We start from the raw sequence: 22,972 nt of genomic DNA, 5'->3' as shown, positions 1-22,972 counted from the left end.
ATGGTACTGCAGGGGGGACCCTGTGGGAGAGTAGGACGCCGCCGAACAACCTTTGTGAAGAACCCCCATCCGGATTCCGGATGGGGGTTCTTCGCGTTTCCGGGGCACGTGTTTCCGGGGCGAACGCCGGAGCCGGCGGGGCAGGAGTTGGCCGAACGCTCACGCGGCGTTCGCGTGCGGTCCGTGTACGGCCTTGCCTGCGGCCCCTAGGTTCGATTCCTCTCCCCGGAACCACGCACGCACCCGTGCACCCCCGAAGGAAGGACAACACGTGGCCTCCATCGACCGGCGCCGATTCCTCCAGCTGGGCGGCGCGTCCGCCGCCGCCGCGGGCCTCGCGGCGTTCCCGCCCGCGGTCGGCAAGGCCCTGGCGCTGCCTGCGGTCGGCAGGACCCGTTCGATCGAGGACGTCGAACACGTCGTCATCCTGATGCAGGAGAACCGTTCCTTCGACCACTACTTCGGCACCCTGCGCGGTGTGCGCGGGTTCGCCGACCCGCGTCCCACGCTGTTGCCGAACGGCCGGCCGAACTGGTACCAGCCCGCCGCATCCGTGCGGACCGGCCGGTACCACGACCGCGGCCTGCCGGCCTCCGAGCAGGAGGTGCTGCCCTGGTACATCGACCCCGGGAACACCACCGAGTACCAGGCCGGTACGGACCACGGGTGGAGCAGCGGCCACCTCGCCTGGAACGAGGGGCGCCACGACCAGTGGGTGAACCAGAAGCAGGACGTCATGACGATGGGTCACCTCAAGCGCCAGGACCTGCGGTACCACTTCGCCCTTGCCGACGCCTTCACCGTCTGCGACGCGTACTTCTGCTCGGTGCACGCCGACACCGCGCCCAACCGCATCTACCTGTGGACCGGCACCGGCGACCCGCGCAACGCGTACGGCCGCAAGCCGAACGGCCCGGGGTTGTGGGAGCGCAACGACACCAACGGCTACACCTGGACGACGTACCCCGAGCGGCTGGAGGCGGCCGGCGTCAGCTGGAAGCTGTACCAGGGCGGTTCCGGTGAGCCGGGCACCCCGACGGACAACTACACCGACAACTCGCTGATGTTCTTCGAGCGGTACCAGGTGGCCGAGGGCGCGTCGGGCCCGCTGGTGGACAAGGGCGCCACCGACCACACGCTGAAGGAGTTCCGGGCCGACGTCGAGCAGGGGCGGCTGCCGCAGGTCTCCTGGATCGTCCCGCCGTACAAGTACAGCGAGCACCCCTCCGCCACGCCGACGGACGGCGCGTACTACATCAACCTCGTGCTGGACGCGCTGACGTCGAACCCCGAGGTGTGGGGCCGGACCGTCTTCCTCATCAACTACGACGAGAACGACGGCCTGTTCGACCACGTCGTCCCGCCGATGCCGCCAGTGGTGAGCCGCCCGGGCGGTCAGGGCATGGTCTCCGCCGACCTGGTGGCGAGCCTCGGCGACGAGCTGCTCGACCTCGCGAAGTACCCGGGGGAGATGAGCCCGCTGGTGCCCGGCTCGGATCCGGGCGGCCTGCAGCCGATCGGCCTCGGTCCGCGCGTGCCGTTGCTGGTCATCTCTCCGTGGTCGCGAGGTGGTTGGGTGTGCTCGGAGACCTTCGACCACACCTCGGTGCTGCGGTTCCTGGAGGCCCGCTTCGGCATCGAGGAGCCCAACATCAGCGCGTGGCGCCGGTCGGTCTGCGGTGACCTCACCTCGGCGCTGGACTTCTCCGGCGCGGACGGGCGGCGGGTCGCGGTGCCGGTGCCCGCGCCGATCGCCTCGCAGGGCAAGGCCTACCAGGTGCCGCTGCCGCAGCGGATGCCGGTCCAGGAGCCGGGCGCCCGGCCGGCTCGCGCGCTTCCGTACGACCTGAGGGTCAACGAGGAGGAGACGGACAGCCCGGGGCAGTTCCGGCTCGAACTGGAGAACCAGGGCTCGGCGGGCGCGTGGCTCTACGTCTACGACCGGACGGCACCGACGGTCGCCCCGAGGCGGTACACGGTCTCGGCCGGCGACACCTTCGCGGACTTCTGGCCGGTGTCCGGCACCGGTGGCTACCACCTCGTCGGCCACGGCCCGAACGGCTCGGTGCAGGAGTTCGAGGGTGCGCTCCCGGGTGGGTTGGTCGGACACTTCGACCCGTCGAGGAACCAGGTCCGCGTCACGGTCTCCAACGACGGGCCGGTCGCCCGGACGGTGACCGCCGAGAACGCCTACGCGAAGGGCTCGCGGCAGAGCCGCACCCTCCGCCCCGGCGCCACGGCCCGGTTCACCTTCGACGTGCGCGGCGACAGCCGCTGGTACGACGTCACCGTCGCGGCCACCGGCGGGCCGGCGTTCCGCCGCCGTTGGGCCGGCCACCTGGAGAACGGCCGCCCGGGCACCAGCGACCCCGGTCCGCGCTGACGGGTCCGCGCTGACTGGTCCGCGCATACCCGGGTGCTCTCCCGGGGCTCGGCCGGTCTGGTCGACTTGGCTGCCGACACGTGCCGTAGGGCTCCGGCGGCTCGGCAGCTTCACCGGCTCGGCTGGTGGCGGTGGTGCCGACGTCGCGACATGATGATGCGTCAGATGCGAAGCAGGGCGCCCTCGGCACGCAGGTCGGCGAGCGTCGGGTAGCCGTCGACGGCCATGATCAGGTCCGCCTCGGCGAGCAGCGAGCGCAGCACGTGCACGATGCCGTCGGTTCCCTCCAGCGCGAGGCCGTAGACGTACGGGCGGCCGACGCCGACGGCGGTGGCGCCGAGGGCGAGGGCCTTGATGACGTCGGCGCCGGAGCGGACGCCGGAGTCGAAGAGGACGGGCAGGCCGGCGGCGGCCTCGACGACGGCGGGCAGCGCGTCGAGGGCGGGCAGACCGCCGTTCGCCTGGCGGCCGCCGTGGTTCGAGCAGTAGATGCCGTCGATGCCGCCGTCCCTGGCGCGGCGGACGTCCTCGGGATGGCAGAGGCCCTTGAGGAGGATGGGCAGGTCGGTGAGCGAGCGCAGCCAGGGCAGGTCGTTCCAGGTCAGCGGGTTGCCGAAGATGCCGATCCACTCCAGGACGGCGGCCTGCGGGTCCTCCTCGGGGGCCTTGGCGAGGCGGGCGCGGAAGACCGGGTCGGAGGTGTAGTTGGCCAGGCAGTGGCCGCGCAGCTGGGGGAAGTTGGAGGCGGCGAGGTCGCGCGGGCGCCAGCCGGTGATCCAGGTGTCCAGGGTGACGACGATGCCCTTGTAGCCGGCGGTCTCCGCCCGGTGGACCAGGCTCTCGGCGAGCGCCCGGTCGGTGGGGGTGTAGAGCTGGAAGAAACCGGGGGTGTCGCCGGACTCGGCGGCCACCTGCTCCAGCGGGTCGACGGTGAGGGTGGAGGCGATCATCGGGACGCCGGTGCGGGCGGCGGCCCGGGCGGTGGCGAGGTCCCCGTGGCCGTCCTGTGCACAGAGGCCGATCACCCCGACGGGGGCCATGAACAGCGGGGACGGCAGCTGCATCCCGAACAGGTCCACGGACAGGTCCCGTTCCTTCGCGCCGACCATCATCCGCGGTACCAGGCCCCAGCGGTCGAAGGCGGCGACGTTCGCCCGCTGGGTGGACTCGTCGCCCGCCCCGCCCGCGACGTAGGACAGCACGGACGGCGCCAGGGCCGACTGTGCCCGGGCCTCCAGCTCCGCGAAGGTCATCGGCATCGTCGGCAGCACACCGCCGAGCCCGTTCAGGTAGATCTCGTTCTGGTAGTCGCCGAACCGTGTGCCGAACTCGGGGGCCATCCCGGTCGCCGTCCTTCCGCCGTCACCCGCCCGGGAGAGCGTCCCGGGCCCGCCCGGGAACGTCCCGGCCGGTGGCGCCGGCCGTCGGCCCGGTCGGGCGGGTGGACGGCGCTCCGGCATTCTCGTCACGGCGAGCGCCCCTGACCAGGGTGCGGTGGTGCCGGGTCAGCGCTTCGCCCCGGCCTCCGGACCTGCCGTCGTTCCGGTCGCCTGCTCGGTGGCTGCCCCGGCCTCCGGACCCGCGTCCGGGCGGGTGCGTCAACGTCCGGGCGGGCCGGGCTACTTCTCGGCGAACAGCAGGTCCTCGACGGGCCGGGTCATCCGCACCGTGCTGCCGTCGGTGACCTCGACCACGTGCTGCAGGCCGACGGTGGGCGGCTTGGGGCGCTCGGGGAGGGTGAACTCGTCGGTGCCGCCGGCCAGGAAGGCGGGCAGGCAGCCCAGGCCCGGGCCGAAGAGCCGGACGTAGTCGACGAGGCGGCGGAACAGCTTCGGCAGCATCACGAGGTCCTCGGTGATCGATTCGAGGTTCTCGATCTTCGCGCCGGTGGTGGTGACGTCGTGCAGCCAGACGCTGCCCGGGGCCCTGGCCGTCCGGGCCTGCTGCGCGGTGGCGGTCAGGTCGGCCCGGAGGGCGTCGGGCAGGCCCTGGTAGAACGTGGGGTAGACCAGGCCGAGCGAGAGCAGGTGGTGGTTGACGGTCTGGTGCAGCAGGTCGGGGGTGACGTCCAGCCGGAAGCCGCTGCGCGCGGGCTTCGGGGGGTCGCCGACGTTCGGCGGTGCGCCGCGGCCGACCAGTGCCACGCAGCGGTGGAAGACGTCGGCGCCGCCGGTGAGGATGTAGCCGGGGACGGCCGCCGGGGTCGAGGCGGTGACCTTCTCCTGGTCGTCCTGGACGACCTCGGTGAAGCCCAGCCACGTCAGCAGTTCGTCACGGGCGGCGTGCGCGCCGAGCCCCAGTGGCTGGTGCGCGAAGTCCGGGCCGACGCCCTGGTAGTGGGTTTCGAGGGCGTCGATCGCGTCCAGCCGCAGCGAGGCGCCGCCGTGCTCGTCGCGGTCGACCCGGTTGCGGCCGGGGACGTCGCACCAGTAGCCCGGGTCCTGTGGAAGGAAGTGGACGGTGTCGCCGTCGGGGCGGTCGTGGAGGACCTGGTAGGAGCCGGTGATGAGCATCATGGACATGTCTGCCTCCCGGATCTGACGGGCCGCCACCACGGCGGCGCCGGACCGAGAGCTCTGTCCGTATGCGAAGTGTCGGGTTCGGCGAGAGCCTCGGGCGGCGGATCCGGCGACGGGCCGTCCGCGTCGTCCTTCCTTCCACCATGCGCCCGTCCGGTGGCGATGTCACTCCGGACGTGCGTGGTCACGCACGGTGAGGAGAGCGGGCCCCTCGCGGGGCTTTCGCGCGGGGCTCTCGTGCGGGGTGTCACCGAGTGTCGCCGGGCGTCGCGGGGCGCGGAGCGAGGGGAGTGGCGTCGTCGAGAGGGTCGGGATGACGGGTTTCGGACAAGGTCGCCCCCGGGGTCGATTTCCTGGAACCTCCACCGAACTTTCACTCCGTCTCCCCGTAGGGTGACTCTCGATCCGCCGCCGGGCGCTCCGGCGTGCGGGACGTCCCCTCGCCCCCGATCCGTCTGGAGTGGTTCGACAATGAATGTCCGTCAGCTGTGGAAGCGAGCGGCGGCCGCGGTCGCCGGCCGCGGGATCGGAGCGGCCGCGGCAGCGTTCGCGCTGGTCGCGGCCGTCGTCCTGGGTGGCACGGTCTCCGGCATGTCCTCGGCGGAGGCCAAGCCCGCGTGGCCGTCCGGCCGGTGGGCCTGCTCCGGGCAGCCCGTCGACGCCGGGAACGTCATCACGGACCACGACCCGGCCGGCTGCGGCGGCTTCGGCTCCTGGTATCAGCAGCCGGTGAAGGACGGCATCTGGACCTGCTCCGGCTCCCCGGTGGTCGCCGGCTACGTGATCACGGACCACCAGACCTCCGGCTGTCGGGGCATCGGCTCGTGGCGCCACAGCCTGGTCAAGGACGGCATATGGACCTGTTCCGGTTCTCCGGTCGTGCCCGGGTACGTCATCACCAACCACCTGCGGGCCGGCTGCGGCGGCATCGGCTCCTGGCAGCACGGCCTCCCGCATGACGGGATCTGGACCTGCTCCGGCTCCCCGGTGGTGGCGGGCTACGTGATCACCGGTCACCTGCAGGCCGGCTGCGACGGGGCCGGTGCCTGGTACCACAACATCGCCCGGGTGGGCCTGTGGACCTGCCCCGGCTCGCCGGTCCCGCCCGGGTTCCGCGCCACCACCTACTCGGCGGGCGGCTGCAACGGCCTCGGCGCCTGGGCCCTCGCCCGCGCCTGACGGTCCGTCAGCTCGACGGCTCGACGGCTCGACGGCTCGACGGCTCGGCGGGCCGTCGGGCCACGGCTCGGCTGTCCTACGGCTCGACCCCTTCGACGGTTCGACCCCTCGTCCCCGCGCCCCTCGTCCCCGCGTCCGGATCCGGGCGCGGGGACCGGTCGTTCGGGAGGACCGGACGCCCGCGGTGCCCGTCAGGGCAGGGCGTCGTAGGACCAGTGCGGGTCACGGCCGGTGAGGGCCAGCAGCCGGTCCTGCGCGTCGGCGCCCGGAGCGCTGACGAGCGGCGGGTCGAACATGCCGGTGCCGCTCAGGTTGCGGTAGCCCTGGAACTCGGCGAGCGCGTACCCGGCGGCGCCGGGCGGCATCCGGCCGCTCTCGCCCAGGGCCCGTGCCAGGTCCCAGCCGTGCACGACGGTCTCGGCGGTCAGCTCGCGGGCGTATCCGCCCGCGTCGCGCGTCCCGTACGACAGGTGCACCAGTTGGTCGGGCACGCCCGGCTGGTGCAGCGCGCGCACCGCGGTGTCGGCGGCCATCGCCCACACCCCGACGGGGTTGCGGCCCAGCACGTCGCCGCCGAACCGGTGGCCGATCGCCTCCGGAGTGTAGCCGGCCACCGCCTGGCACACCCAGAGGTGCTGCGCGGCAAGGTGGTTCATCAGTGTGCGGACGTCCCAGTCCCGGCACGGTGTGCACGCCGTCCAGCCGTCGTCGGGAACGGCCCGCACCAGGCGGGTCACCTCCGCCACGGCGGCGACGTAGCGTTCACGGACCTCGACATGGAACCCGGGTGGGTGCGGACATTCCATCGGAGGGCCTCCCTCCTGCCCTGCTCACTCTCAGTAAACCGCCACCGGGAGTGACGTGCCAGGCGTACGGGGCGCCTGCTGCGGTGTGTGGCCGCGCGGCCCCTGCGCGTCAGCGGCGCGCCCCTTCCTCCAGGACGGCCCGCGCCGCGTTGTGACCGGGGATGCCGCTGACGCCACCGCCCCGGACGGCTCCCGCGCCGCACAGCAGGACGCCCGGCCGGTCGGTGGCCACGCCCCAGCGGGCGGCGGCGCCGGCACCGGCATCCCTGACACCGGCATCCCAGGCGCCGGCACCGGTGTGCCCGACAGCGTCGTCTCCGGCGCCGTCGTCGTCCACGAACGGGAAGGCGAGGTCGCGGTGGAAGATGTGGCCGCCCGGCAGGCCGATCTCCCGCTCCAGCTCCACCGGCGTCCTGGCTTCGAGGCAGGGCCGCCCGTCGGCGTCCGTGGCCAAGCAGCCGGCGATCGGCTCGGCCAGTACCGCGTCCAGCTGCGCCAGACTCGCGGCCAGCGCACGGTCCTTGGCCGCCGGGTCGCCGAACAGCCGGGCGGGCATGTGCAGGCCGAAGAGGGTGAGCGTCTGGAGCCCCTCACGGACGGCCTCGGGGCCGAGGATCGACGGGTCGGTGAGGGTGTGGCAGTAGATCTCGGAGGGCGGCGCCGAGGGCATCCGGCCGTCCCGTGCCTCGGCGTGGGCGGTCGCCAACTGCCGGTAGCCCTCGGCGATGTGGAAGGTCCCCGCGAAGGCCTCGCGCGGGTCCGCGGCGCTGTCCCGCAGCCGCGGCAGCCGGCGCAGCACCATGTTGACCTTGAGCTGGGCGCCCTCCGGTGCGGGCCCCGGGTCGTCACCCAGCAGCCGGGCCAGCACCGCGGGTGCGGCGTTCACCAACACCCGGTGCGCCGCCACCGTGCCCTCGCCGCCCCGCGCCAGGTCCCGGTACGACACCTCGGCGTCCGCGCTGCCGCCACCGCGGGCCGTCCCGCCTGCGGGGGTGCGGTCCGCGGCGATGGCGGTGACCTCGTGGCCGGTCCGGATCTCCGCGCCGGCCGCCAGGGCCGCCTCGGCCAGCGCGTCCGTCACCGCGCCCATCCCGCCGACCGGCACGTCCCAGTCGCCCGTGCCGTTGCCGATCACGTGGTAGAGGAAGCAGCGGTTCTGCCGGAGCGAGGGGTCGTGGGCGTGGGTGAAGGTGCCGATCAGCGCGTCCGTCAGGACCACCCCGCGCACCAGGTCGTCCGCGAAGCACCGCTCGATCACCGCGCCCAGCGGCTCCTCGAACAGCGACGCCCAGGCCGTGTCGTCCCCGATCCGCCGGCGCAGCTCCGTCCGGGAGGGCAGCGGCTCGGTGAGAGTCGGGAACACCCGCTCGGCGACCCGTGCGGTCGTCCCGTAGAAGCGCTGCCACGCCTGCCACTCCCGGTCGCCGCCGGTCAGCGCCCGGAACGACTCCCGGGTCCGGCCGGGATCGTCCGCGTCCACCAGCAGGCCGGTCGGCTTCCCGTCCCGCTCGGCGGGCGTGTACGAGGCGATCCGCCGCCGCCGCAGTTCCAACCGCAGCCCGAGCTCCCGGACGATCTTCCGCGGCAGCAGGCTCACCAGGTACGAGTAGCGCGACAGCCGCGCGTCCACCCCCGCGAACGCCTGTGCGGACACCGCCGCCCCGCCGACCCGGGCCAGCCGCTCCAGCACCAGCACCCGCTGCCCGGCGCGTGCCAGGTACGCGGCCGCCACCAGCCCGTTGTGCCCGCCGCCGACGATCACGACGTCGTACCGCGAGGACGCGTTCGTGTTCATCCGGCCACGCTACGCCACAGCCGGGGAGCGCGGAACAGTCGTGCGGCGAGGGGCCCTTCGGAGGCGGCGGGCCGGCGGAGGGCGCGGGTGACGGGGCTTGCGGAGGGTGCGGACGGGCATGCGGGTGACGGGGCTTGCGGAGGGTGCGGGCGGCTACCGGTCGGCGAGGGTGCGGAGGTACGTGAGGACGGCGAGGACGCGGCGGTGGCCGGTGTCCGGGGTGGGCATGCCCAGCTTGGTGAAGATGCCGCCGATGTGCTTGTTCACGGAGCTCTCGGCGATGAACAGCAGCCGGGCGATGGCGGGGTTGTTGTGGCCCTCGGCCATCAGGGCGAGCACCTCGCGTTCGCGCGGGGTGAGGGCGGCGAGGGGGTCCCGGGCGGTGTGGTGGGCCATGAGGTGGGTGATGACCTCGGGGTCCATGGCGGTGCCGCCGTCGGCGACCCGCCGCAGGGCCTGGAGGAACTCCTCGGCGCGGCCGACGCGGTCCTTGAGGAGGTAGCCGACGCCGGTCGCGCTGCGGGCGAGCAGTTCGGTGGCGTAGGCGTGTTCGACGTACTGGGAGAGGATCAGGACGGGGAGCCCGGGCAGCCGGCGGCGGGCCTCGACGGCGGCGCGCAGGCCCTCGTCGCGGAAGCCGGGCGGCAGCCGGACGTCGACCACGGCGATGTCGGGACGGTGGTCGAGCAGGGCGGGCAGCACGTCGTCGCCGTGGCCGACGGCCGCACACACCTCGTGGCCCTCGCTGGTCAGCAGCAGGACCAGGCCCTCGCGCAGCAGGGCGTTGTCCTCGGCGATCAGGATGCGCATGGGATGTCCACTTCCAGTACGGTCGGGCCCCCGGGCGGGCTGGACAGGGCGGTGGTTCCGTCGAAGGCGGCGACCCGGCGCCGCAGGCCCGGGAGGCCGCTCCCGGCGCCTTCGGCCGCGCCGCCCCTGCCGTCGTCCTCGACCCGGACGGCGATCGCGCCGGCGGTGATCCGCAGCCGGACCAGCGCGGTGCGGGCGCCGCTGTGCCGGGCGACGTTGGTGAGCGCTTCGGCGACCACGAAGTAGGCCGCGGCCTCGGCGGCGGCCGGTGCGCGGGTCGGCGGGTCGGCGCTCCCGTCGAGGTCGGTCCGGGTGGGGACGGCGCAGTGGGCGGCGAGCGAGCGGACGGCCTCGGTCAGCCCGCGGTCGGCGAGCACCGGCGGGTGGATGCCCCGCACCAGGGCGCGCAGGGACCCCAGGGCCTGTTCTGCGACGCGTTGGGTGGAGTCCACCAACTCCTCGACCTGGTCCGGGCGGTGGGCGAGGGCCCGGCGGATCATGCCGAGCCGCAGCGAGACGGCCACCAGGTCGGCCTGGGCGCCGTCGTGCAGGTCCCGCTCGATCCGGCGCAGTTCGGCGGCGTGCGCGTCCAGCGCCCCGGACCGGCTCAGCGTCAACTCCCGGACGCGCTCCGCGAGCGACTCGCGGCGGCGGGCCACCAGCAGTCGGCGGGACGCCCGTGCGTGCAGGTCGGCCAGCGGTGGCAGGGCGGCCAGCGCGACCAGCGCGTAGCCGACCCCGCCGACCGCCGCCGCGGCCGCCACCGGCCAGGAGTCCACGTCCAGCAGGATGATGGTGTCCCGTTCGCTCGGCAGCAACCGCCACCACACCGGCGCCGTAAGCCAGTTGACGGCGTGGCTGCAGAGGGTGAGGGCGGCGGCGCACAGGGCCGTGCCGGCGGTGCCGTGGACGAACAGCCAGAGCAGGTCCTTGCGGACGGCCGGGTCGCGCGGGGACGGCTGCCGGTCACGGTACGGCGAGCGGACCTCGGCCCCGAGCCGGCGGCCCACCAGGCGGCGGTGGAACTCGGCGTAGCGGCGCAGCAGTTGCAGGGCGCGGGGGAGGAGTAGGAAGCCGACGCCGACCGGGCAGAGGGCCAGGACGACGGTCAGGAGGGCGACGGCGACCAGGGCGCCCAGTCCGGTGCCGAGGCAGCGGAGCGCGTACCAGGCGGCAGAGGGGGAGCGGCGGGCCGTCGACCGGGCGGTGGCTGCGGCCGCTGCGGTGATTCCGGCTGCCCGCACGATCGTTTGAGTGCCTCCGCGTCGACTGTCCGATCACCCTAGCACCGGCCGGTGGACGCTCTGGCGGTCGGTCCGGCGGGCCGGGCGGGCCTGCCGGTGGTTCGGTCGGCGGCCTGGTGCGGCGGCCTGCTTCGGTGGCCAGGTTCGATGGCTGGTGCGGTGGCCCGCTCGTGCGGAGGGGAGCCCTTCCGCCGGACGGCCGGCAACCCCACAATGGGGCGGGCGGATCATGACGGTAGGGGGGACCGGGTGGAGTGGCTGCTGGGGATCGGCGGAGCCCTGTTGCTCGGGGTGGTGACCAATCTGGTGTACGACTTCGCCAAGTACGGCGGCTCGCGCGTCGGTTCACGGGTGCCGGCGCCGCGGGTCCGGCGGGCGACCCTGTCGGAGGCGGCTCGGGCGCACGACGTCCGGGCGGACGGGCTGGCGCCGCTGATCACCTGGTCGGCGGCCCGGCCGCTGACCCCCGGCACGCTGGTCACGTCGTACGACGGGCGGGTGGTCCGCCCGCACGTGCTGGACGGGGTCGGGTGGGCCGAGGAGGTGGCGCGCCAGCGGGCCGCCGGGGCGGCGGGCCGGACGGCGTACGTCTCACGCCTGACGGTCGATCACGGCGAGCACGGCGCGGCCCGGGTGTGCGAGGTGACCATCGCCGAGAGCGACTACGCGGAGTGCATGGCCACCACCAGGCTGGGCCGGGAGGACCCGGAGGCGGGCCGGCTGCTGCACGAGGCGCTGGACGAGGGCCTGACGAGCTTCGTGGCCGTCGCACCGCCCACGATGATGAGCGCGTGCGTCGCGGTGCGGGACCGCGCGGGCCGGTTGCTGCTGCTCCGCCGCTCACTGGCGGTCAACACCTTCCCGGCGCAGTGGACGGTCGGGATCAACGAGACCATGAAGTACCGCGACGAGCCGGGTGCGGCCGAGGACTTCTACGCACTGGTCCAGCGGGCGCTGGAGGAGGAGCTGGGACTGCTTCCGGCGGACGTCGGACCGACGGTGATCACGTGGCTGGGCTGGAGCGAGCCGGCCTCCTGCTACACGTTGGTCGCCACCGTCCGGGCCCGGCTCGACGCGGCGGAGATCGACCGCCGCCGCGAGGCCTGCCACAGCACCTTCGAGCACGACATGGCGGTCTGGGTGCCGTTCACCCGGCGCTCGGTGTCCGGGCTGGTCGAGGGCGGCGTGTGCCCCGACGGCTCGCGGCGCTGGTCGTACCTCGCACCGCTGGTGGCGTGGGAGGCCTGGCGGGCGGCGCAGCAGGAGCGGGGGTGGAGCGCGCAGGCGTGACGGGCGGCGTCCCGGCCCGACGTTCCGTCAGGGTCGTTGCGCGGTGAGTCCGCGGAGGCTCCGCGGGGCGTTGCACTCGCCTGCAGGTCCGGCCGGGACCAGCCGGGACCAGCCGGGACGTCACCGGGGCCGCGCCACGCTCACGGCGTTCTCCCGGACCGGGTGGTGCACTGATGGCAGTAGAGGACCTCGACCGGCCCACCGGAGCGGGCCCGTGTCACGGCCCGCGCGCACGACACGGCGGACAGCGCGGCGAGGGCGAACAGCAACACGCCTGCGGGCTGCCCGCTGAGCAGCGGTTCGGCGGCCAGGACGAGGAGTACCGCAGCCGCCAGGAACCGCACGGCGCCTCTGCCCCGGAGCACGGGCCGGTACTGCTCGCGGAACATCGTGATCTCTGCCGTCTCCTCGCACCGAGGGCAGCCGGACCCGCCGGCCTGCGCCGGTTCGAACAACAGCTCATCCGTCACACGGAAACCCTACGGTGTGCGTCCGGACGGATCGACCACGTTGCTCAAGCCGGTCCGCCGAACTGCGCGATCCACGAACGGACTTCCCGAGCGGCTTGCACGGAACTCGTGCCGGAGCCGGTCCGCCGCGTTCGCCGTCCTGCGATGAGGCCTTCTCATGGGGCGATGCCATGAGCGCACCTCATGGGCGTGCGGCATGAGCGCACCTCATGAGTCGGCCCATGAGAGCGCCTCATGACGCCGGCCCATGGGAGCGCCTCATATCCCCGGTGCATGAGTCCTCCTCATGCGGCCCGCCCCTGAACGTTCCTCGTCACCCACCGCACGGCACCGCGCTCAGCCGACGGCGGACCGCCAGTCCGCCGGTCCGCTCGCCGGGAGGTGGCCGGGCAGGCCCGGTGTCCAGCGTTTGGTGCCGTCCGGCAGGACGGCGAGTGCTTCGATGCCGGGCCGGCGGGTCGCCCAGGCGAGGGCGCGGTCCGGGCCCATCGCGAAGGCGGCGGTGGCCCAGGCGTCGGTGCGGGCGATGCCGGTGCCCGGGGCGCCGACCAGGGTGAGGGAGGCCAGGCCGGTGGCCGGGCGGCCGGTGCGCGGGTCGAGGACGTGCGCGCCGCGTTCGGCGGTGCCGGAGGTGGCCACGGCGAGGTCGTGGCCGGCCAGGACGGCGGCGAGCAGGCCCGGCTGCCAGGGGTCGGCGATGCCGATCCGCCAGGGCCCGCCGCTGGTCTGCAGATCCCCGCCGCCGCTGACGCAGTAGTGCCGGGCGCCGGAGGACCGCAGCAGGCCGGCGGCCTCCTCGACGGCCCACCCCTTGACCCAGCCGCTGGGGTCGAGCCGCCCGCCGGGCCGTTCGGTGAACCAGCTGTCGGTCTCCGCGGCCACCGCGCGGCAGGCCGCGAGGACGACGGGGACGTCGGGGTCGCAGTCGTCCGGGGTGAGTTCGCCCCGGTCGAGTCGGCTGATGTCGCTGTCGGGCCGGTAGGTGGAGAACACCGCGTCGATCCGGTGCAGCCGTTCGACGATCCGCTCCAGCGCTTCGGGCGTCCGCGGGGTCGGGTCGCGGACGGTGATCGAGAAGACGGTGCCCATGACGGGTTCGGCGTGGCGGAGCACGGTTCCTCAGCCCTTGGCCCGGTCGAGGGCGCTCTGCAGCGAGCGGATGTAGCCGTCGCTGGTGTACGTCGCGCCGCTGACGACGTCGATCCCTGCGCTCTGCGCGGAGATCGCCTCCTGGTTGAGCACGGGCAGGGCGGCGGTGTTGATCTCGCGGTCGCGCCGTTCGGAGGTGGGGTACTTGACGACGTCCACGGCGGTGATCCGGCTGCCGGCCAGGGTGACCTGGACCTGCACCGGCCCGTACCGGGTGTTGACGGTGTCGCCGCTGACCTTGCGGGTGGCCCCCGCGGCCGAGGCGGACGGGGCCGCGGCGGCGGACGGGCCGGCGGCGGACTGGCTGCCGGAGGAGGGGGCGTTCGACGGTGCGGACACGTCGGAGCCCGTGGCGCTGCCCGACCCGGAGCCGATCACCGGGGCCGGCCCGGCTGCCTCGTGCGGTTTGAGGGAGAGCAACAGCACCACCCCGGCGGCGGTGGCGGCACTGGTGACGACGGCTCGGCGCATGGATTCGACGCTCCTCGGGAGTGCGGGACGGCTCGGCGGGGCTCAGCCGGGCTCAGAAGGAAAAGCTCTCGTGGTGGATGCGCCCCGGTGCGACTCCCGCCGCCCGCAGCGCGCGGACGGACTCCTCGGTCAGCGCCTCCGGCCCGCACAGGTAGACCTCGTGCTCGGCCAGGCCCGGGACGAGCCGGGCGAGCGCGGTGCCGAGGTCGCCGACCTGCTCCCGCGGGCCGAGCAGCTCGTGCACGACCGCGCCGCGGCGGCGGGCGATGTCGGCCAGCTCCGTCCGGAACAGCAGGTCCTCCGGTCGCCGGGCACGCTGGACCAGCGTCAGTTCTCCCGGCAGCGTCTCGAACAGGGCGCGCAGCGGGGTGATCCCGACGCCCGCCCCGAGCAGCAGGACCCGGCGCCGCCGCAGCAGCCGCCCGGTGAACGCGCCGTACGGGCCTTCGGCGCGCACCCGGGTGCCCGGGCGCAGCTCGGCGACCGCGGCGCTGTGCCCGCCGAGGTCCTTGACCGTGAAGCGCAGGAAGCGCGGGTGCGGCGGCGCGGACAGCGAGTACGGGTTGGCGGCCCAGCGCAGGCCGGGCGCCTGGAACTGGAGGCGGAAGAACTGTCCGGGTTCGGCGCCGAGTTCGTCCAGCCGCTGCCCGGTCAGGAACAGCGACACCACGCCGGGGCCCTCCGGCCGGACCTCCGCGACCCGCAGCCCGTGCCGCCGGTCGAGCAGCCACGGCCGGGCCAGCCGGTACCAGCCGAGCAGGGCCGCCGTCCCGAAGTAGAGCGCGTACCAGGCGGCCTGTCCGGGGCCGCCGCCGAGGTCGGCGCCGGTGGCGAGCTGATGGGAGAAGGCGAGTGCCACCGCCAGGTAGGTGGCCAGGTGCAGGTAGTACCAGGCTTCGTAGGACAGGCGCCGGCGCGCGACCCGGGCGGAGACCGCGCCGGTGCCGAGCAGCAGCAGGGTGCCCAGGGTGGCCTTGATCATCTCCGGGTAGTGGAAGACGATCTCGACGCCCTCGCCGAGCAGGCCCCGCCCGTCGGTCAGCGCGTAGCCCCAGACGACCGTCAGCACGTGCACCGAGACGGCGGCCACCAGCCAGCGCCCGCCGAAGGCGTGCCAGCGGGCCAGCCGGTCCGCGCCGACCCCGCGCTCCAGCGGCGGCAGCCGGGCCATCAGCAGGAGCAGCACCGGGGCGGCGTACCCGGCGAGCAGCCCGGTGATCCGCCCGGCGCCGGTCAGCCAGCCTGCGGCGCCGACGACCGCGGGCGTGCCCGTCCACCACAGGCCGAGCACGCCGAGCGCGCCGACGGCGATCAGTCCGAGCGCGACGGCCGGGTCCAGGGCGAACGGGGGGCGGCCCGCGGCCCGGTGGCCTCGGCGGACGGTCGTCGGCCGGGGCCCGGGCCGCGACTCCGGTGCGGCGGCAGTGCTCATCGGGAACCTCCTCAGCGCCCGGCAGCAGGTGCCGCCGAGGCCGCCACGATCGCACCGCAAACTCTGAGCCGCCTCTGAACGAGCCCGCTTCCCGCGCCCTCGATCATCTTCATCACCGCAGGTCAGGGCATGTGTGCTGGTCCACGAACGGCCTCCGGAGGTCTCACGGCTTTCTCATCGCGGCGGTGCAGAATGAACGTCGCCCGGCACGGGCCCCGCCAGCCGGCACCAGCCCGAGGGAGCACCATGGACGACACCGCCGACCGCCCGGAGTGGCGCGTGCTGGTGGTCGACGACGAGCCGGACCTGGTCGAGGTGGTGTGCGGCGCCGTCCGCTACGAGGGCTGGCAGGCGCGCGGCGCGACCACCGGCCGGGCCGCCGTGGAGGCCGCCGCGGCGTGGCGCCCGCACGCCGTGGTGCTCGACGTGATGCTGCCCGACCTCGACGGCCTGGAGGTGCTGCGTCGCGTCCACGCCGCGCAGCCGGAGGTGCGGGTGCTCTTCCTCACCGCCCGGGATGCCGTCGAGGAACGGATCGCGGGCATCGCGGCGGGCGGCGACGACTACGTGACCAAGCCGTTCAGCCTGGCCGAGGTGGTCGTCCGGCTGCGCGGCCTGCTGCGCCGGGCCGCCCCGCCCGCCGCGCAGGGCGGGCCGCCCGCGCACGCGCTGGTGCTCGGCGACCTCGTCCTGGACGACCGGGCCCGGGAGGTGACCCGCGGTGGTGAGACCGTCGAACTCAGCCCGACCGAGTACGCGCTGCTCGCCCACCTGATGCGCCATCCCCGGCAGGTGCTCAGCAAGGCGCAGATCCTGGACGCGGTCTGGTCCTACGACTTCGGCGGGCAGGCGCACATCGTCGAGCTGTACATCAGCTACCTGCGGAAGAAGCTCGACGCGGGCCGGAGCCCGATGATCCACACGGTGCGGGGCGCCGGGTACCTGATCAAGGCCGCACCGTGAAGCCGCGCATCCGGCTCACCCCGCGCCCACCGCGCATCCGGCTCACCCCGCGCCCACCGCGCATCCGGCTCACCCCGCGCCCGCGCGGTACCCGCCTGGCTCCGCGCACCCTGCGCGCCCGGCTGATCGCCGGCCTGCTGGTGCTGCTCGTCGTCACCTGCGCCGCCGTCGGCTTCGCCACCACCGCCGCGCTGCGCCACTTCCTGGTCGACCGCCTCGACCAGCAGCTCGCCGAGTCCGGCGGCCGCTACGCCGCGAGCCTGGAGCACGCCGGCCAGGGCACCGGCCCCGACACCCGGGCGCAGACGCCGGGCACCCTCGGCGTGCGGCTGGTCGGCGGCCGGGTCACGGCGGCGGGCGTGGTCGACGGCGACGCCGACGACACGGACGGCCCCGACGACGAGGACGACCGGATCGCCTTCACCGCCGCCCAGCAGCGCGCACTCGCCGCCCTGCCGCCCGGCGGTCCGGCCGACACCCTCGACCTGGGCGGGGCGCAGGGCCACTACCGGGTCCGCGCGGTCGCCGGGCGGGACGGCGACGTGCTGGTCAGCGGCCTGCCGCTGCGCCCGGCCGAGGACACCCTCCGGCGGCTGGAGACCCTGGAGCTGACGGTGTTCGCGATCGCCGTGGTGGCCGCCGGTGCGGCCGGGGCGCTCTGGGTGCGCTGGTCGCTGCGCCCGCTGGGGCGGGTGGTGGTCATGGCCGAGCGGGTCAGCGCGATGCCGCTCGCCAGTGGTGAGGTCCTGCTGGCCGAACGCGTGCCGGACGACGACCCTCGCACCGAGGTCGGCCGGGTCGGCGCGGCGCTCAACCGGATGCTCGGCCACGTCGGCGGCGCCCTGGCCCGCCGACACGCCGTGGAGGAGCGGCTGCGGGCCTTCGCCGCCGACGCCAGCCACGAGCTGCGCACCCCGGTCGCGGCCGTCCGCGGCCACGCCGAGCTGGCGCTGCGCCACCCCGGGGCCGTGCCCGCGCCGGTCCGGCACTCGCTGGAGCGGATCGACGCCGAGGCGGTGCGGATGGGGACGATCGTCGAGGACCTGCTGCTGCTCGCCCGGCTGGACGCCGGCCGCCCGCTGGCCGCCGCCGAGGTGGACCTGACCCGGATCGCGCTGAACGCCGTGGCCGACGCCCGCGCCGCCGGGGCGGACCACCGGTGGCGGCTCGTCCTCCCCGAGGAACCGGTCGTGATCCGCGGTGACGAGCACCGGCTGAGCCAGGTGGTGGCCAACCTGCTGGCCAACGCGCGGTCCCACACCCCGGCCGGCACCGGGGTGGAGCTGCGGCTGGTGCGGGACCGGGCCGACGGCCGGGTCGAGTTGAGCGTCGCCGACGACGGGCCGGGGATCGCGCCGGAGCTGCTCGACCGGGTCTTCGAGCGCTTCGTCCGGGGCGACCGGGCCAGGTCGCGGGCCACCGGCTCGACCGGGCTCGGGCTGGCGATCGTCCAGGCCGTCGTCCAGGCGCACGGCGGCACGGTGGACGCGGCCAGCCGGCCGGGCCGCACGGCGTTCACCGTCCGGCTGCCGTGACACCCCCTGCCGCGGTACTCCCTGCCGCGGTGCCCCCTGCCGCAGTACCCGCGGTGCGGAAGCGCTGCCGGTAGTCGGTCGGCGTGGTGCCGAGGCGCCGACGGAAGGCGCGCACCAGGGTGTCGACGGTGCCGAATCCGCAGGCGGTGGCGATGCGTTCGAGCGTGGCGTCGCCGGACTCCAGCTGGTGGCGGGCGAGTTCGACCCGGGCCGACTCGATGTACGCGCTCGGGGTGGTGCCCAGCTCGGTCTTGAAGATCCGGGTCAACTGCCGTTCGCTGACGTGGGCGTGGGCGGCGAGGCCCGGGACGGTGAGCCGGCCGGAGAGGTTGCGCAGGACGTGGTGGCGCAGCTCCTCGATCCGCCGGGTGGTCGAGACCGGTTCCAGCGGGACGCTGAACTGACTCTGGCCGCTGGGGCGTTTGAGGTACATCACGAGCTGGCGGGCGACCCGCAGGGCGAGTTCCTCGCCGAAGTCCTCGGCGACCAGGGCGAGTGAGAGGTCCAGGCAGGCGCTGATCCCCGCGCCGGTCCAGATCTCGCCCTCGCGGATGAAGATCGGGTCGGCGTCGACCTCGATCCGCGGGTACTCGGCGGCGAGTTGGCCGGCCGTGGACCAGTGGGTGGTGGCCCGCCGGCCGTCCAGCAGTCCGGCGGCGGCGAGCAGGTGCGCGCCGACGCAGACGCTGGCCACCCGGCGGGAGCGGGCGGCCGGCGTGCGGACCCGGTCGACCACCGCCGGATCGGTGTACGGCGTGGTGGTGGAGTCCCCGGCCGACCTGGGCTGAGGGACGGGGGAACGGGGAGCGGACCCGGGCTGCGCGCGTCGGCGCGCGGCTCCCGGGTCCGCCCGCCGCCGGGTGTCCGGTCCGGCACCCGGACACCCCGCCCGGAGGGGGCAGGGGCCCGAGCCTGGCCGGGGGACGGGCTCCGGGCAAACGATTCGGTCCTCGCCGAACGGTCTTGCGCAGGTGCCGGTCCCGGCGAGACGATCGCGGTCGTGCTGCGAATCTTCTTCGGTACGGACGACCTGGCGCGGGTCCGGGTCGCGGAGCGCCCCGACATGTCGATGGAGTTGTCCCTCAGTGTGCACGCCCTGGTGAGCGGGCTGCGCGATCCGCGTTTCGAGGGCTGGCGGGACCACCTGCGGGCCTCCTGGAACCCGCGCACCGCGCTGCTGTTCGACCTCTACACCCGCTCGGCGATCCCGGAGTTCCTCGCCGTGCGGCGCGACCCGGGCGCCACCGAGAGCGCGACCGCCGAGGCGCCCGAGGCGCCGCTGCGCGACCACCTGCGCTCGGTGGGCGGGGAGCGGCAGTTGAGCGCCTTCGCGCGGGGCGTGGCGGCCGGCGACCGCAGGGCCAGGAGACTGCTCGGCAACGTCACCGCCGACTACCAGGTCCGGGCGATCGACCCGTACCGGCGGCAGATCGAGACCATCGTCACCACCGAGCACGGGCGGCGGCACCGGATCGCCGAGCCGGACCGGGTCCTGGGCTCGCTGCACCCGGCGGTGTCCTGGCGCCGCCCGGTGCTGAGCTTCCCGCTGGCGAACCGGTGCCGGCACGACGTGCGGCTGGACGGGCGGGGGTTACTGCTCCAGCCCTGCGTGTTCGGCCCCCGCCGCCCCGTCATCGCCCGCTTCGAAGACCCGGAGCAGCAGCCCGTGCTCCTCTACCCGGCCCGGATCGGTGGACCCTTGCGCGCCGAGCCCGAACCGACCGCCACCCCCAGCCGCACCCTGACGGCCCTGCTCGGCCAGACCAGGGCAGCCGCACTGGAGGCGATCTCCGCCCACGGCCCCTGTTCCACCAAGGAGTTGGCCGCTCACCTGGGCATCTCCAGTGCCTCCGCGAGCGAGCACGCCACCGTCCTCGCCGACTCCGGCCTCACCGCCAAGGACCGCACCGGCCGCACCGTGACCCACCGCCCCACCCCGCTCGGCGAGGCCCTCCTGGCCGGCCGGGTGCCGTCCCGCGACGCCGGGCCCGAGGCCGCCTGACCTCGCGGGCGCGGCGGCTGCCGGGGGTCCGGGAGACCCCCCGGGCCGAACGCGTTCAAAGCCGTGCGCCATGATGAGGGTGCGCGGGAAGCTCCCCGCCGCGGCCTGCGGCGACGGACGGACCCGGGCCGTCCTCGCCCGCGCCCCGCCACGCCCCGAACACCCTGACCGGAACCGGGAGCCGGCGCAGGCCCGGCCACCGCCGCCGCGTTCCGAGAGCCCGCACCGTGACCGAACCGTTCACCCTCGAAGCCCAGTTGCACCTGGTCGGCGCCGCCCTCGTCGCGATGGGCCTGTTCCACGCGGTGCTGCCCCGCGCCATCGGCTGGCCCGCCGACCTGCGCGGCACCGCCCTGTTGACCCGTCAGGTCTCCTACGCCCACGTGTTCTTCATCGGCCTGGGCTGCACCCTCCTCGGCCTGCTCCCGCTCTGCCTCGCCCCCGACCTCCTGGCCGGCACCCGTCTCGGCACCGCGCTGCTGGCCGGTCAGACCCTCTTCTGGGGCCTGCGCTGGCTCTTCGAGTTCGCCGTCTTCCCCCCGAAGCTGTGGCGCGGCGACCCGCTCCGCACCGCCGCCCACCTCGCCCTCTCCGTCCTCTGGACCTGGGTCACGGCGGTCTTCGCCACCGCCCTGTGGCGGGTTCTCTAGGCCCGTCGTCAAGCCGCGTCTGCGGGCAGGAAGGCGGCGGGCAGGGGCGGCGGGCGAGGGGTTGCCCCCGGTCAGGCGTCGGCCGGGAGGACCGGGGTGCGGCGTGGCTGGCGGGGCAGCGGGAGCGCGAGGGCTTCGGGGGAAGTGGCGGGGAGGGCGAGCGCGGAGGCGGTTTCGGCGGGGAGCGGGTGGAGGCCGAGCAGGGCGGTGGTGAGGCGGGTGGTGGCGCGGTGCCAGTCGGGGCCACGCCGGAGCATGGCGTGGCCGCTGCCGGTGACGGTGTAGCCGCAGACGCGGGCGCCGGCGGCGCGGCTGCGGACGGCGAAGGCGCGGGTGTCGGCGGGCAGGGTGACGGTGTCGCGGTCGCCGTGCAGCAGCAGGACGTCCCGGCCGGCGAGTTGTTCGCACGGGTCCTCGGCCGGGCACCACGGGGCGAGGGCGACCAGGCCGGTGACGGAGGGGTGTCCGCCGGCCTGCAGCGCCGCCCGCCCGCCCATCGAGTGGCCGATCAGGACGGTGGGCACCGGGCCCAGCAGCGCGGCCAGTTCGTCGAGTGCGGCGAGTGCGTCCCGGGCGGCGTCGGCGCGCTCGCCGTTCCAGCCGCGGTGGCGGTAGCGGACGGTGCCGATGGCGACCCCGGAGTCCGCGGTCGCCCTGGTCAGGGAGCGCAGGAAGCCGTGCATCCGCAGCAGGGGGAGGTTGAGGCGACCGGGCCGGGCGAGGTTGTGCTCCTCGCCGCCGTGCAGGACCAGGACGGCGGCCCGCGTTTGTTCCGGGCGGGTCCGCCAGTGCAGCGCCCGGTGCTCCACCGCGCTGTCCGCCGTCGTACCGCTCACTGCCGCACCGTCCCGTCCGTCCCGCCCCGTCGCCCTTCCCCCGGACCGCCACTGTACGCGCGCGGACCTGCGGACCGTTCACCCGAGGGGAGCATCCCGGACACCGGGCGCGCGCGGCCCGCAGGGGGCCTGCTATCCACGAAGGGTGGGGGGCCACCGGGTGCCCGCTCGTGGCGCCGCGTCACCGAGTGGAGGACTCCGTGGTCCAGCAGCTCGCACTGTCCGTCGACTTCGGGTCGGGCTTCACCGAAGCCTGGTCGAAGATCGCGAAGGTCATCCCGCAGTTCATCGCCTTCCTGGTGATCCTGGCCATCGGCTGGCTGGTGGCCAGGGCCATCGGCAAGGTCCTCGACCGGGTGATGCGCAGGCTCGGGTCGGAACGGGTCGCGGAGCGGTCCGGGATGGCGGCGCGCCTGGCGGGCTCGAAGTACGACCTGACCGGCATCGTCTGCAAGGTCGTCTACTACATCGTGCTGTTGATGGCCCTGCAACTGGCGTTCGGCGTCTTCGGCCCGAACCCGATCAGCGTGATGATCCACAGCATCGTCGCCTGGCTGCCCCGCGCGATCGTCGCCGTCGTGATCGTGGTGGTCGCGATGGCCATCGCCAACGGCGTGCGCGACATCGTGGGCAACTCGCTCTCCGGCGCCTCCTACGGCCGGGCGGTCGCCACCACGGTCCGGGCGTTCATCGTGGCGCTCGGTGTGATCGCCGCGCTGGGACAGGTCGGGATCGCGACGGCGATCACCACGCCGGTGCTGATCGCCGTGCTCGCCACCGTCGCCGGCGTGCTGGTGGTCGGGGTCGGCGGCGGTCCGATCATGCCGATGCGGCAGCGCTGGGAGCGGTGGCTGGACAGCGCCGAGCAGGAGACCGCCAAGCTGCGCGGCAGCGCCTACCAGGCCGGACGCTCCGACGTGCTGGCCAACCAGCCGGTCCGGCCGGCGGCGCAGACCGGCCCGACCGGCCCGGGGACCCAGACCGGACCTGGCACCCCGCCGCCCCCGGGCATCGAACCCGGCGGGACCACTGACGGGCACCGGGCGGCTCAGACCTCCAGCAGGCCCTGCTCGCGCACCAGCCAGCAGATCGCGGTGAGCCGGAGCACGGCGTAGTCGTAGCCGACCGGCTCGCGCCAGCCGATCTCGGTGAGCGCGTCCAGGAAGCCCAGGGCGTAGTCCGACAGTTCCTCACGGTCCAGGGGCCGGGGCGCGAGCTCCGGCCCCTGCACGTACAGCAGTTCGCGCAGCATCGCCGCGTGCTGGTCGACCGCCGCGACGACGCCGGGCTCGAAGGCGAATTCGGCGAGCCGCGGCGTGAACGCCGTCACGATGCCTGGCAGCGGGCAGCCGGCCGGCTCGTCGGGGGAGCGCCGGAAGGATTCGTCGGGGGTCGCGAACATCCGTCCACGGTAGGCGAGCGCCGCGGCGGGAGCGGG

20 protein-coding genes and 1 pseudogene are annotated in these 22,972 nt (G+C 74.7%); 8 read left to right on the top strand and 13 right to left on the bottom strand.

Annotated elements, in window-relative coordinates:
- The first annotated feature begins 271 nt into the window (after positions 1-271).
- On the top strand, positions 272-2,383 hold the full coding sequence (locus AB0D10_RS37045; RefSeq protein WP_360264411.1) for a phosphocholine-specific phospholipase C: 2,112 nt from the start codon (positions 272-274) through the stop codon (positions 2,381-2,383).
- A 161-nt stretch (positions 2,384-2,544) separates the two neighbouring features.
- On the opposite strand, the gene AB0D10_RS37040 is transcribed toward AB0D10_RS37045, so the two are convergent.
- The gene (locus AB0D10_RS37040) at positions 2,545-3,723 is read right to left on the bottom strand and encodes an alpha-hydroxy-acid oxidizing protein (RefSeq protein ID WP_360264408.1); all 1,179 of its coding nucleotides are present in this window, start codon (positions 3,721-3,723) and stop codon (positions 2,545-2,547) included.
- Between the two features lie 279 nt (positions 3,724-4,002).
- A complete protein-coding gene (locus tag AB0D10_RS37035; protein ID WP_360264406.1) occupies positions 4,003-4,905 on the bottom strand; it encodes a nuclease in 903 nt (300 codons plus the stop codon).
- A 468-nt stretch (positions 4,906-5,373) separates the two neighbouring features.
- On the opposite strand from AB0D10_RS37035, the gene AB0D10_RS37030 reads away from it, so the two are divergent.
- Entirely contained in the window at positions 5,374-6,081 is a 708-nt protein-coding gene (locus tag AB0D10_RS37030; protein ID WP_360264404.1) for a hypothetical protein, read from the top strand.
- A 191-nt stretch (positions 6,082-6,272) separates the two neighbouring features.
- Here the strand turns inward: AB0D10_RS37030 and AB0D10_RS37025 are convergent, their stop codons facing one another.
- The 4 genes from AB0D10_RS37025 to AB0D10_RS37010 all read right to left on the bottom strand — a co-directional run bounded on the left by AB0D10_RS37025 (position 6,273) and on the right by AB0D10_RS37010 (position 10,736).
- On the bottom strand, positions 6,273-6,887 hold the full coding sequence (locus AB0D10_RS37025; protein ID WP_360264401.1) for a TIGR03086 family metal-binding protein: 615 nt from the start codon (positions 6,885-6,887) through the stop codon (positions 6,273-6,275).
- Positions 6,888-6,996: 109 nt separating this feature from the next.
- Entirely contained in the window at positions 6,997-8,682 is a 1,686-nt protein-coding gene (locus AB0D10_RS37020) for an NAD(P)/FAD-dependent oxidoreductase (protein WP_360264400.1), read from the bottom strand.
- 153 nt (positions 8,683-8,835) lie between these two features.
- Positions 8,836-9,492 carry a response regulator transcription factor gene (locus AB0D10_RS37015; protein ID WP_360264399.1) on the bottom strand — a complete coding sequence of 219 codons (657 nt, stop codon included), beginning with the start codon at positions 9,490-9,492 and terminating at the stop codon, positions 8,836-8,838.
- A complete protein-coding gene (locus tag AB0D10_RS37010; RefSeq protein ID WP_360264397.1) occupies positions 9,480-10,736 on the bottom strand; it encodes a sensor domain-containing protein in 1,257 nt (418 codons plus the stop codon). The genes AB0D10_RS37015 and AB0D10_RS37010 overlap by 13 nt, the downstream gene beginning before the upstream one ends.
- A gap of 249 nt (positions 10,737-10,985) precedes the next feature.
- Between AB0D10_RS37010 and AB0D10_RS37005 the strand changes: the two genes are divergently transcribed.
- On the top strand, positions 10,986-12,026 hold the full coding sequence (locus AB0D10_RS37005; RefSeq protein ID WP_360264395.1) for an NUDIX domain-containing protein: 1,041 nt from the start codon (positions 10,986-10,988) through the stop codon (positions 12,024-12,026).
- Between the two features lie 140 nt (positions 12,027-12,166).
- Here AB0D10_RS37005 and AB0D10_RS37000 read toward each other — a convergent pair whose 3' ends face one another.
- From AB0D10_RS37000 to AB0D10_RS36985, 4 genes are all read right to left on the bottom strand, one after another.
- Positions 12,167-12,496: a hypothetical protein gene (locus AB0D10_RS37000; protein WP_360264392.1), complete on the bottom strand. Its 330-nt coding sequence runs from the start codon at positions 12,494-12,496 to the stop codon at positions 12,167-12,169.
- Between the two features lie 336 nt (positions 12,497-12,832).
- Positions 12,833-13,585 (bottom strand): FAD:protein FMN transferase, encoded by a 753-nt coding sequence (locus AB0D10_RS36995; protein WP_360264423.1) that lies wholly within the window; start codon positions 13,583-13,585, stop codon positions 12,833-12,835.
- 30 nt (positions 13,586-13,615) lie between these two features.
- A complete protein-coding gene (locus tag AB0D10_RS36990) occupies positions 13,616-14,116 on the bottom strand; it encodes an FMN-binding protein (RefSeq protein ID WP_360264389.1) in 501 nt (166 codons plus the stop codon).
- A gap of 52 nt (positions 14,117-14,168) precedes the next feature.
- Positions 14,169-15,548 carry a ferredoxin reductase family protein gene (locus tag AB0D10_RS36985; RefSeq protein WP_360264387.1) on the bottom strand — a complete coding sequence of 460 codons (1,380 nt, stop codon included), beginning with the start codon at positions 15,546-15,548 and terminating at the stop codon, positions 14,169-14,171.
- Positions 15,549-15,794: 246 nt separating this feature from the next.
- On the opposite strand from AB0D10_RS36985, the gene AB0D10_RS36980 reads away from it, so the two are divergent.
- Positions 15,795-16,511, top strand: coding sequence for a response regulator transcription factor (locus AB0D10_RS36980; protein WP_360264384.1), 717 nt, complete (start codon positions 15,795-15,797; stop codon positions 16,509-16,511).
- A 62-nt stretch (positions 16,512-16,573) separates the two neighbouring features.
- On the top strand, positions 16,574-18,046 hold the full coding sequence (locus AB0D10_RS36975; RefSeq protein WP_360264420.1) for a HAMP domain-containing sensor histidine kinase: 1,473 nt from the start codon (positions 16,574-16,576) through the stop codon (positions 18,044-18,046).
- Here AB0D10_RS36975 and AB0D10_RS36970 read toward each other — a convergent pair.
- Positions 18,027-18,794: pseudogene (locus AB0D10_RS36970) on the bottom strand (helix-turn-helix domain-containing protein); the annotation flags it as partial. The gene AB0D10_RS36975 and the pseudogene AB0D10_RS36970 sit on opposite strands and share 20 nt — an antisense overlap.
- 252 nt (positions 18,795-19,046) lie before the next feature.
- Here AB0D10_RS36970 and AB0D10_RS36965 point away from each other — a divergent pair.
- Both AB0D10_RS36965 and AB0D10_RS36960 read left to right on the top strand, forming a co-directional pair.
- Complete coding sequence (locus AB0D10_RS36965) at positions 19,047-20,048, top strand: winged helix-turn-helix domain-containing protein (protein ID WP_360264426.1); 1,002 nt, start codon at positions 19,047-19,049, stop codon at positions 20,046-20,048.
- 227 nt (positions 20,049-20,275) lie between these two features.
- Positions 20,276-20,698: a hypothetical protein gene (locus AB0D10_RS36960; protein ID WP_360264381.1), complete on the top strand. Its 423-nt coding sequence runs from the start codon at positions 20,276-20,278 to the stop codon at positions 20,696-20,698.
- 71 nt (positions 20,699-20,769) lie between these two features.
- Here AB0D10_RS36960 and AB0D10_RS36955 read toward each other — a convergent pair whose 3' ends face one another.
- A complete protein-coding gene (locus AB0D10_RS36955; RefSeq protein WP_360264378.1) occupies positions 20,770-21,534 on the bottom strand; it encodes an alpha/beta hydrolase in 765 nt (254 codons plus the stop codon).
- A 200-nt stretch (positions 21,535-21,734) separates the two neighbouring features.
- On the opposite strand from AB0D10_RS36955, the gene AB0D10_RS36950 reads away from it, so the two are divergent.
- Positions 21,735-22,649 carry a hypothetical protein gene (locus AB0D10_RS36950; RefSeq protein ID WP_360264375.1) on the top strand — a complete coding sequence of 305 codons (915 nt, stop codon included), beginning with the start codon at positions 21,735-21,737 and terminating at the stop codon, positions 22,647-22,649.
- On the opposite strand, the gene AB0D10_RS36945 is transcribed toward AB0D10_RS36950, so the two are convergent.
- Positions 22,583-22,936: a DUF6401 family natural product biosynthesis protein gene (locus tag AB0D10_RS36945; RefSeq protein WP_360264372.1), complete on the bottom strand. Its 354-nt coding sequence runs from the start codon at positions 22,934-22,936 to the stop codon at positions 22,583-22,585. The two genes, AB0D10_RS36950 and AB0D10_RS36945, sit on opposite strands and share 67 nt — an antisense overlap.
- Positions 22,937-22,972 lie beyond the last annotated feature (36 nt).

This window comes from Kitasatospora sp. NPDC048545, from assembly GCF_040651155.1.
Taxonomy (GTDB): domain Bacteria; phylum Actinomycetota; class Actinomycetes; order Streptomycetales; family Streptomycetaceae; genus Kitasatospora.
The sequence above is the reverse complement of the archived record's forward strand: the minus strand, read 5'-3'. Positions and strand labels throughout refer to the sequence as shown.

Bases quoted from the DNA above. Each gene is read 5' to 3' on its own strand.
- AB0D10_RS37040 (WP_360264408.1), bottom strand. From the start codon at position 3,723: ATGGCCCCCGAGTTCGGCACACGGTTCGGCGACTACCAGAACGAGATC.
- AB0D10_RS37035 (WP_360264406.1), bottom strand. From the start codon at position 4,905: ATGTCCATGATGCTCATCACCGGCTCCTACCAGGTCCTCCACGACCGC.
- AB0D10_RS37030 (WP_360264404.1), top strand. From the start codon at position 5,374: ATGAATGTCCGTCAGCTGTGGAAGCGAGCGGCGGCCGCGGTCGCCGGC.
- AB0D10_RS37025 (WP_360264401.1), bottom strand. From the start codon at position 6,887: ATGGAATGTCCGCACCCACCCGGGTTCCATGTCGAGGTCCGTGAACGC.
- AB0D10_RS37020 (WP_360264400.1), bottom strand. From the start codon at position 8,682: ATGAACACGAACGCGTCCTCGCGGTACGACGTCGTGATCGTCGGCGGC.
- AB0D10_RS37015 (WP_360264399.1), bottom strand. From the start codon at position 9,492: ATGCGCATCCTGATCGCCGAGGACAACGCCCTGCTGCGCGAGGGCCTG.
- AB0D10_RS36995 (WP_360264423.1), bottom strand. From the start codon at position 13,585: ATGGGCACCGTCTTCTCGATCACCGTCCGCGACCCGACCCCGCGGACG.
- AB0D10_RS36990 (WP_360264389.1), bottom strand. From the start codon at position 14,116: ATGCGCCGAGCCGTCGTCACCAGTGCCGCCACCGCCGCCGGGGTGGTG.
- AB0D10_RS36985 (WP_360264387.1), bottom strand. From the start codon at position 15,548: ATGAGCACTGCCGCCGCACCGGAGTCGCGGCCCGGGCCCCGGCCGACG.
- AB0D10_RS36980 (WP_360264384.1), top strand. From the start codon at position 15,795: ATGGACGACACCGCCGACCGCCCGGAGTGGCGCGTGCTGGTGGTCGAC.
- AB0D10_RS36945 (WP_360264372.1), bottom strand. From the start codon at position 22,936: ATGTTCGCGACCCCCGACGAATCCTTCCGGCGCTCCCCCGACGAGCCG.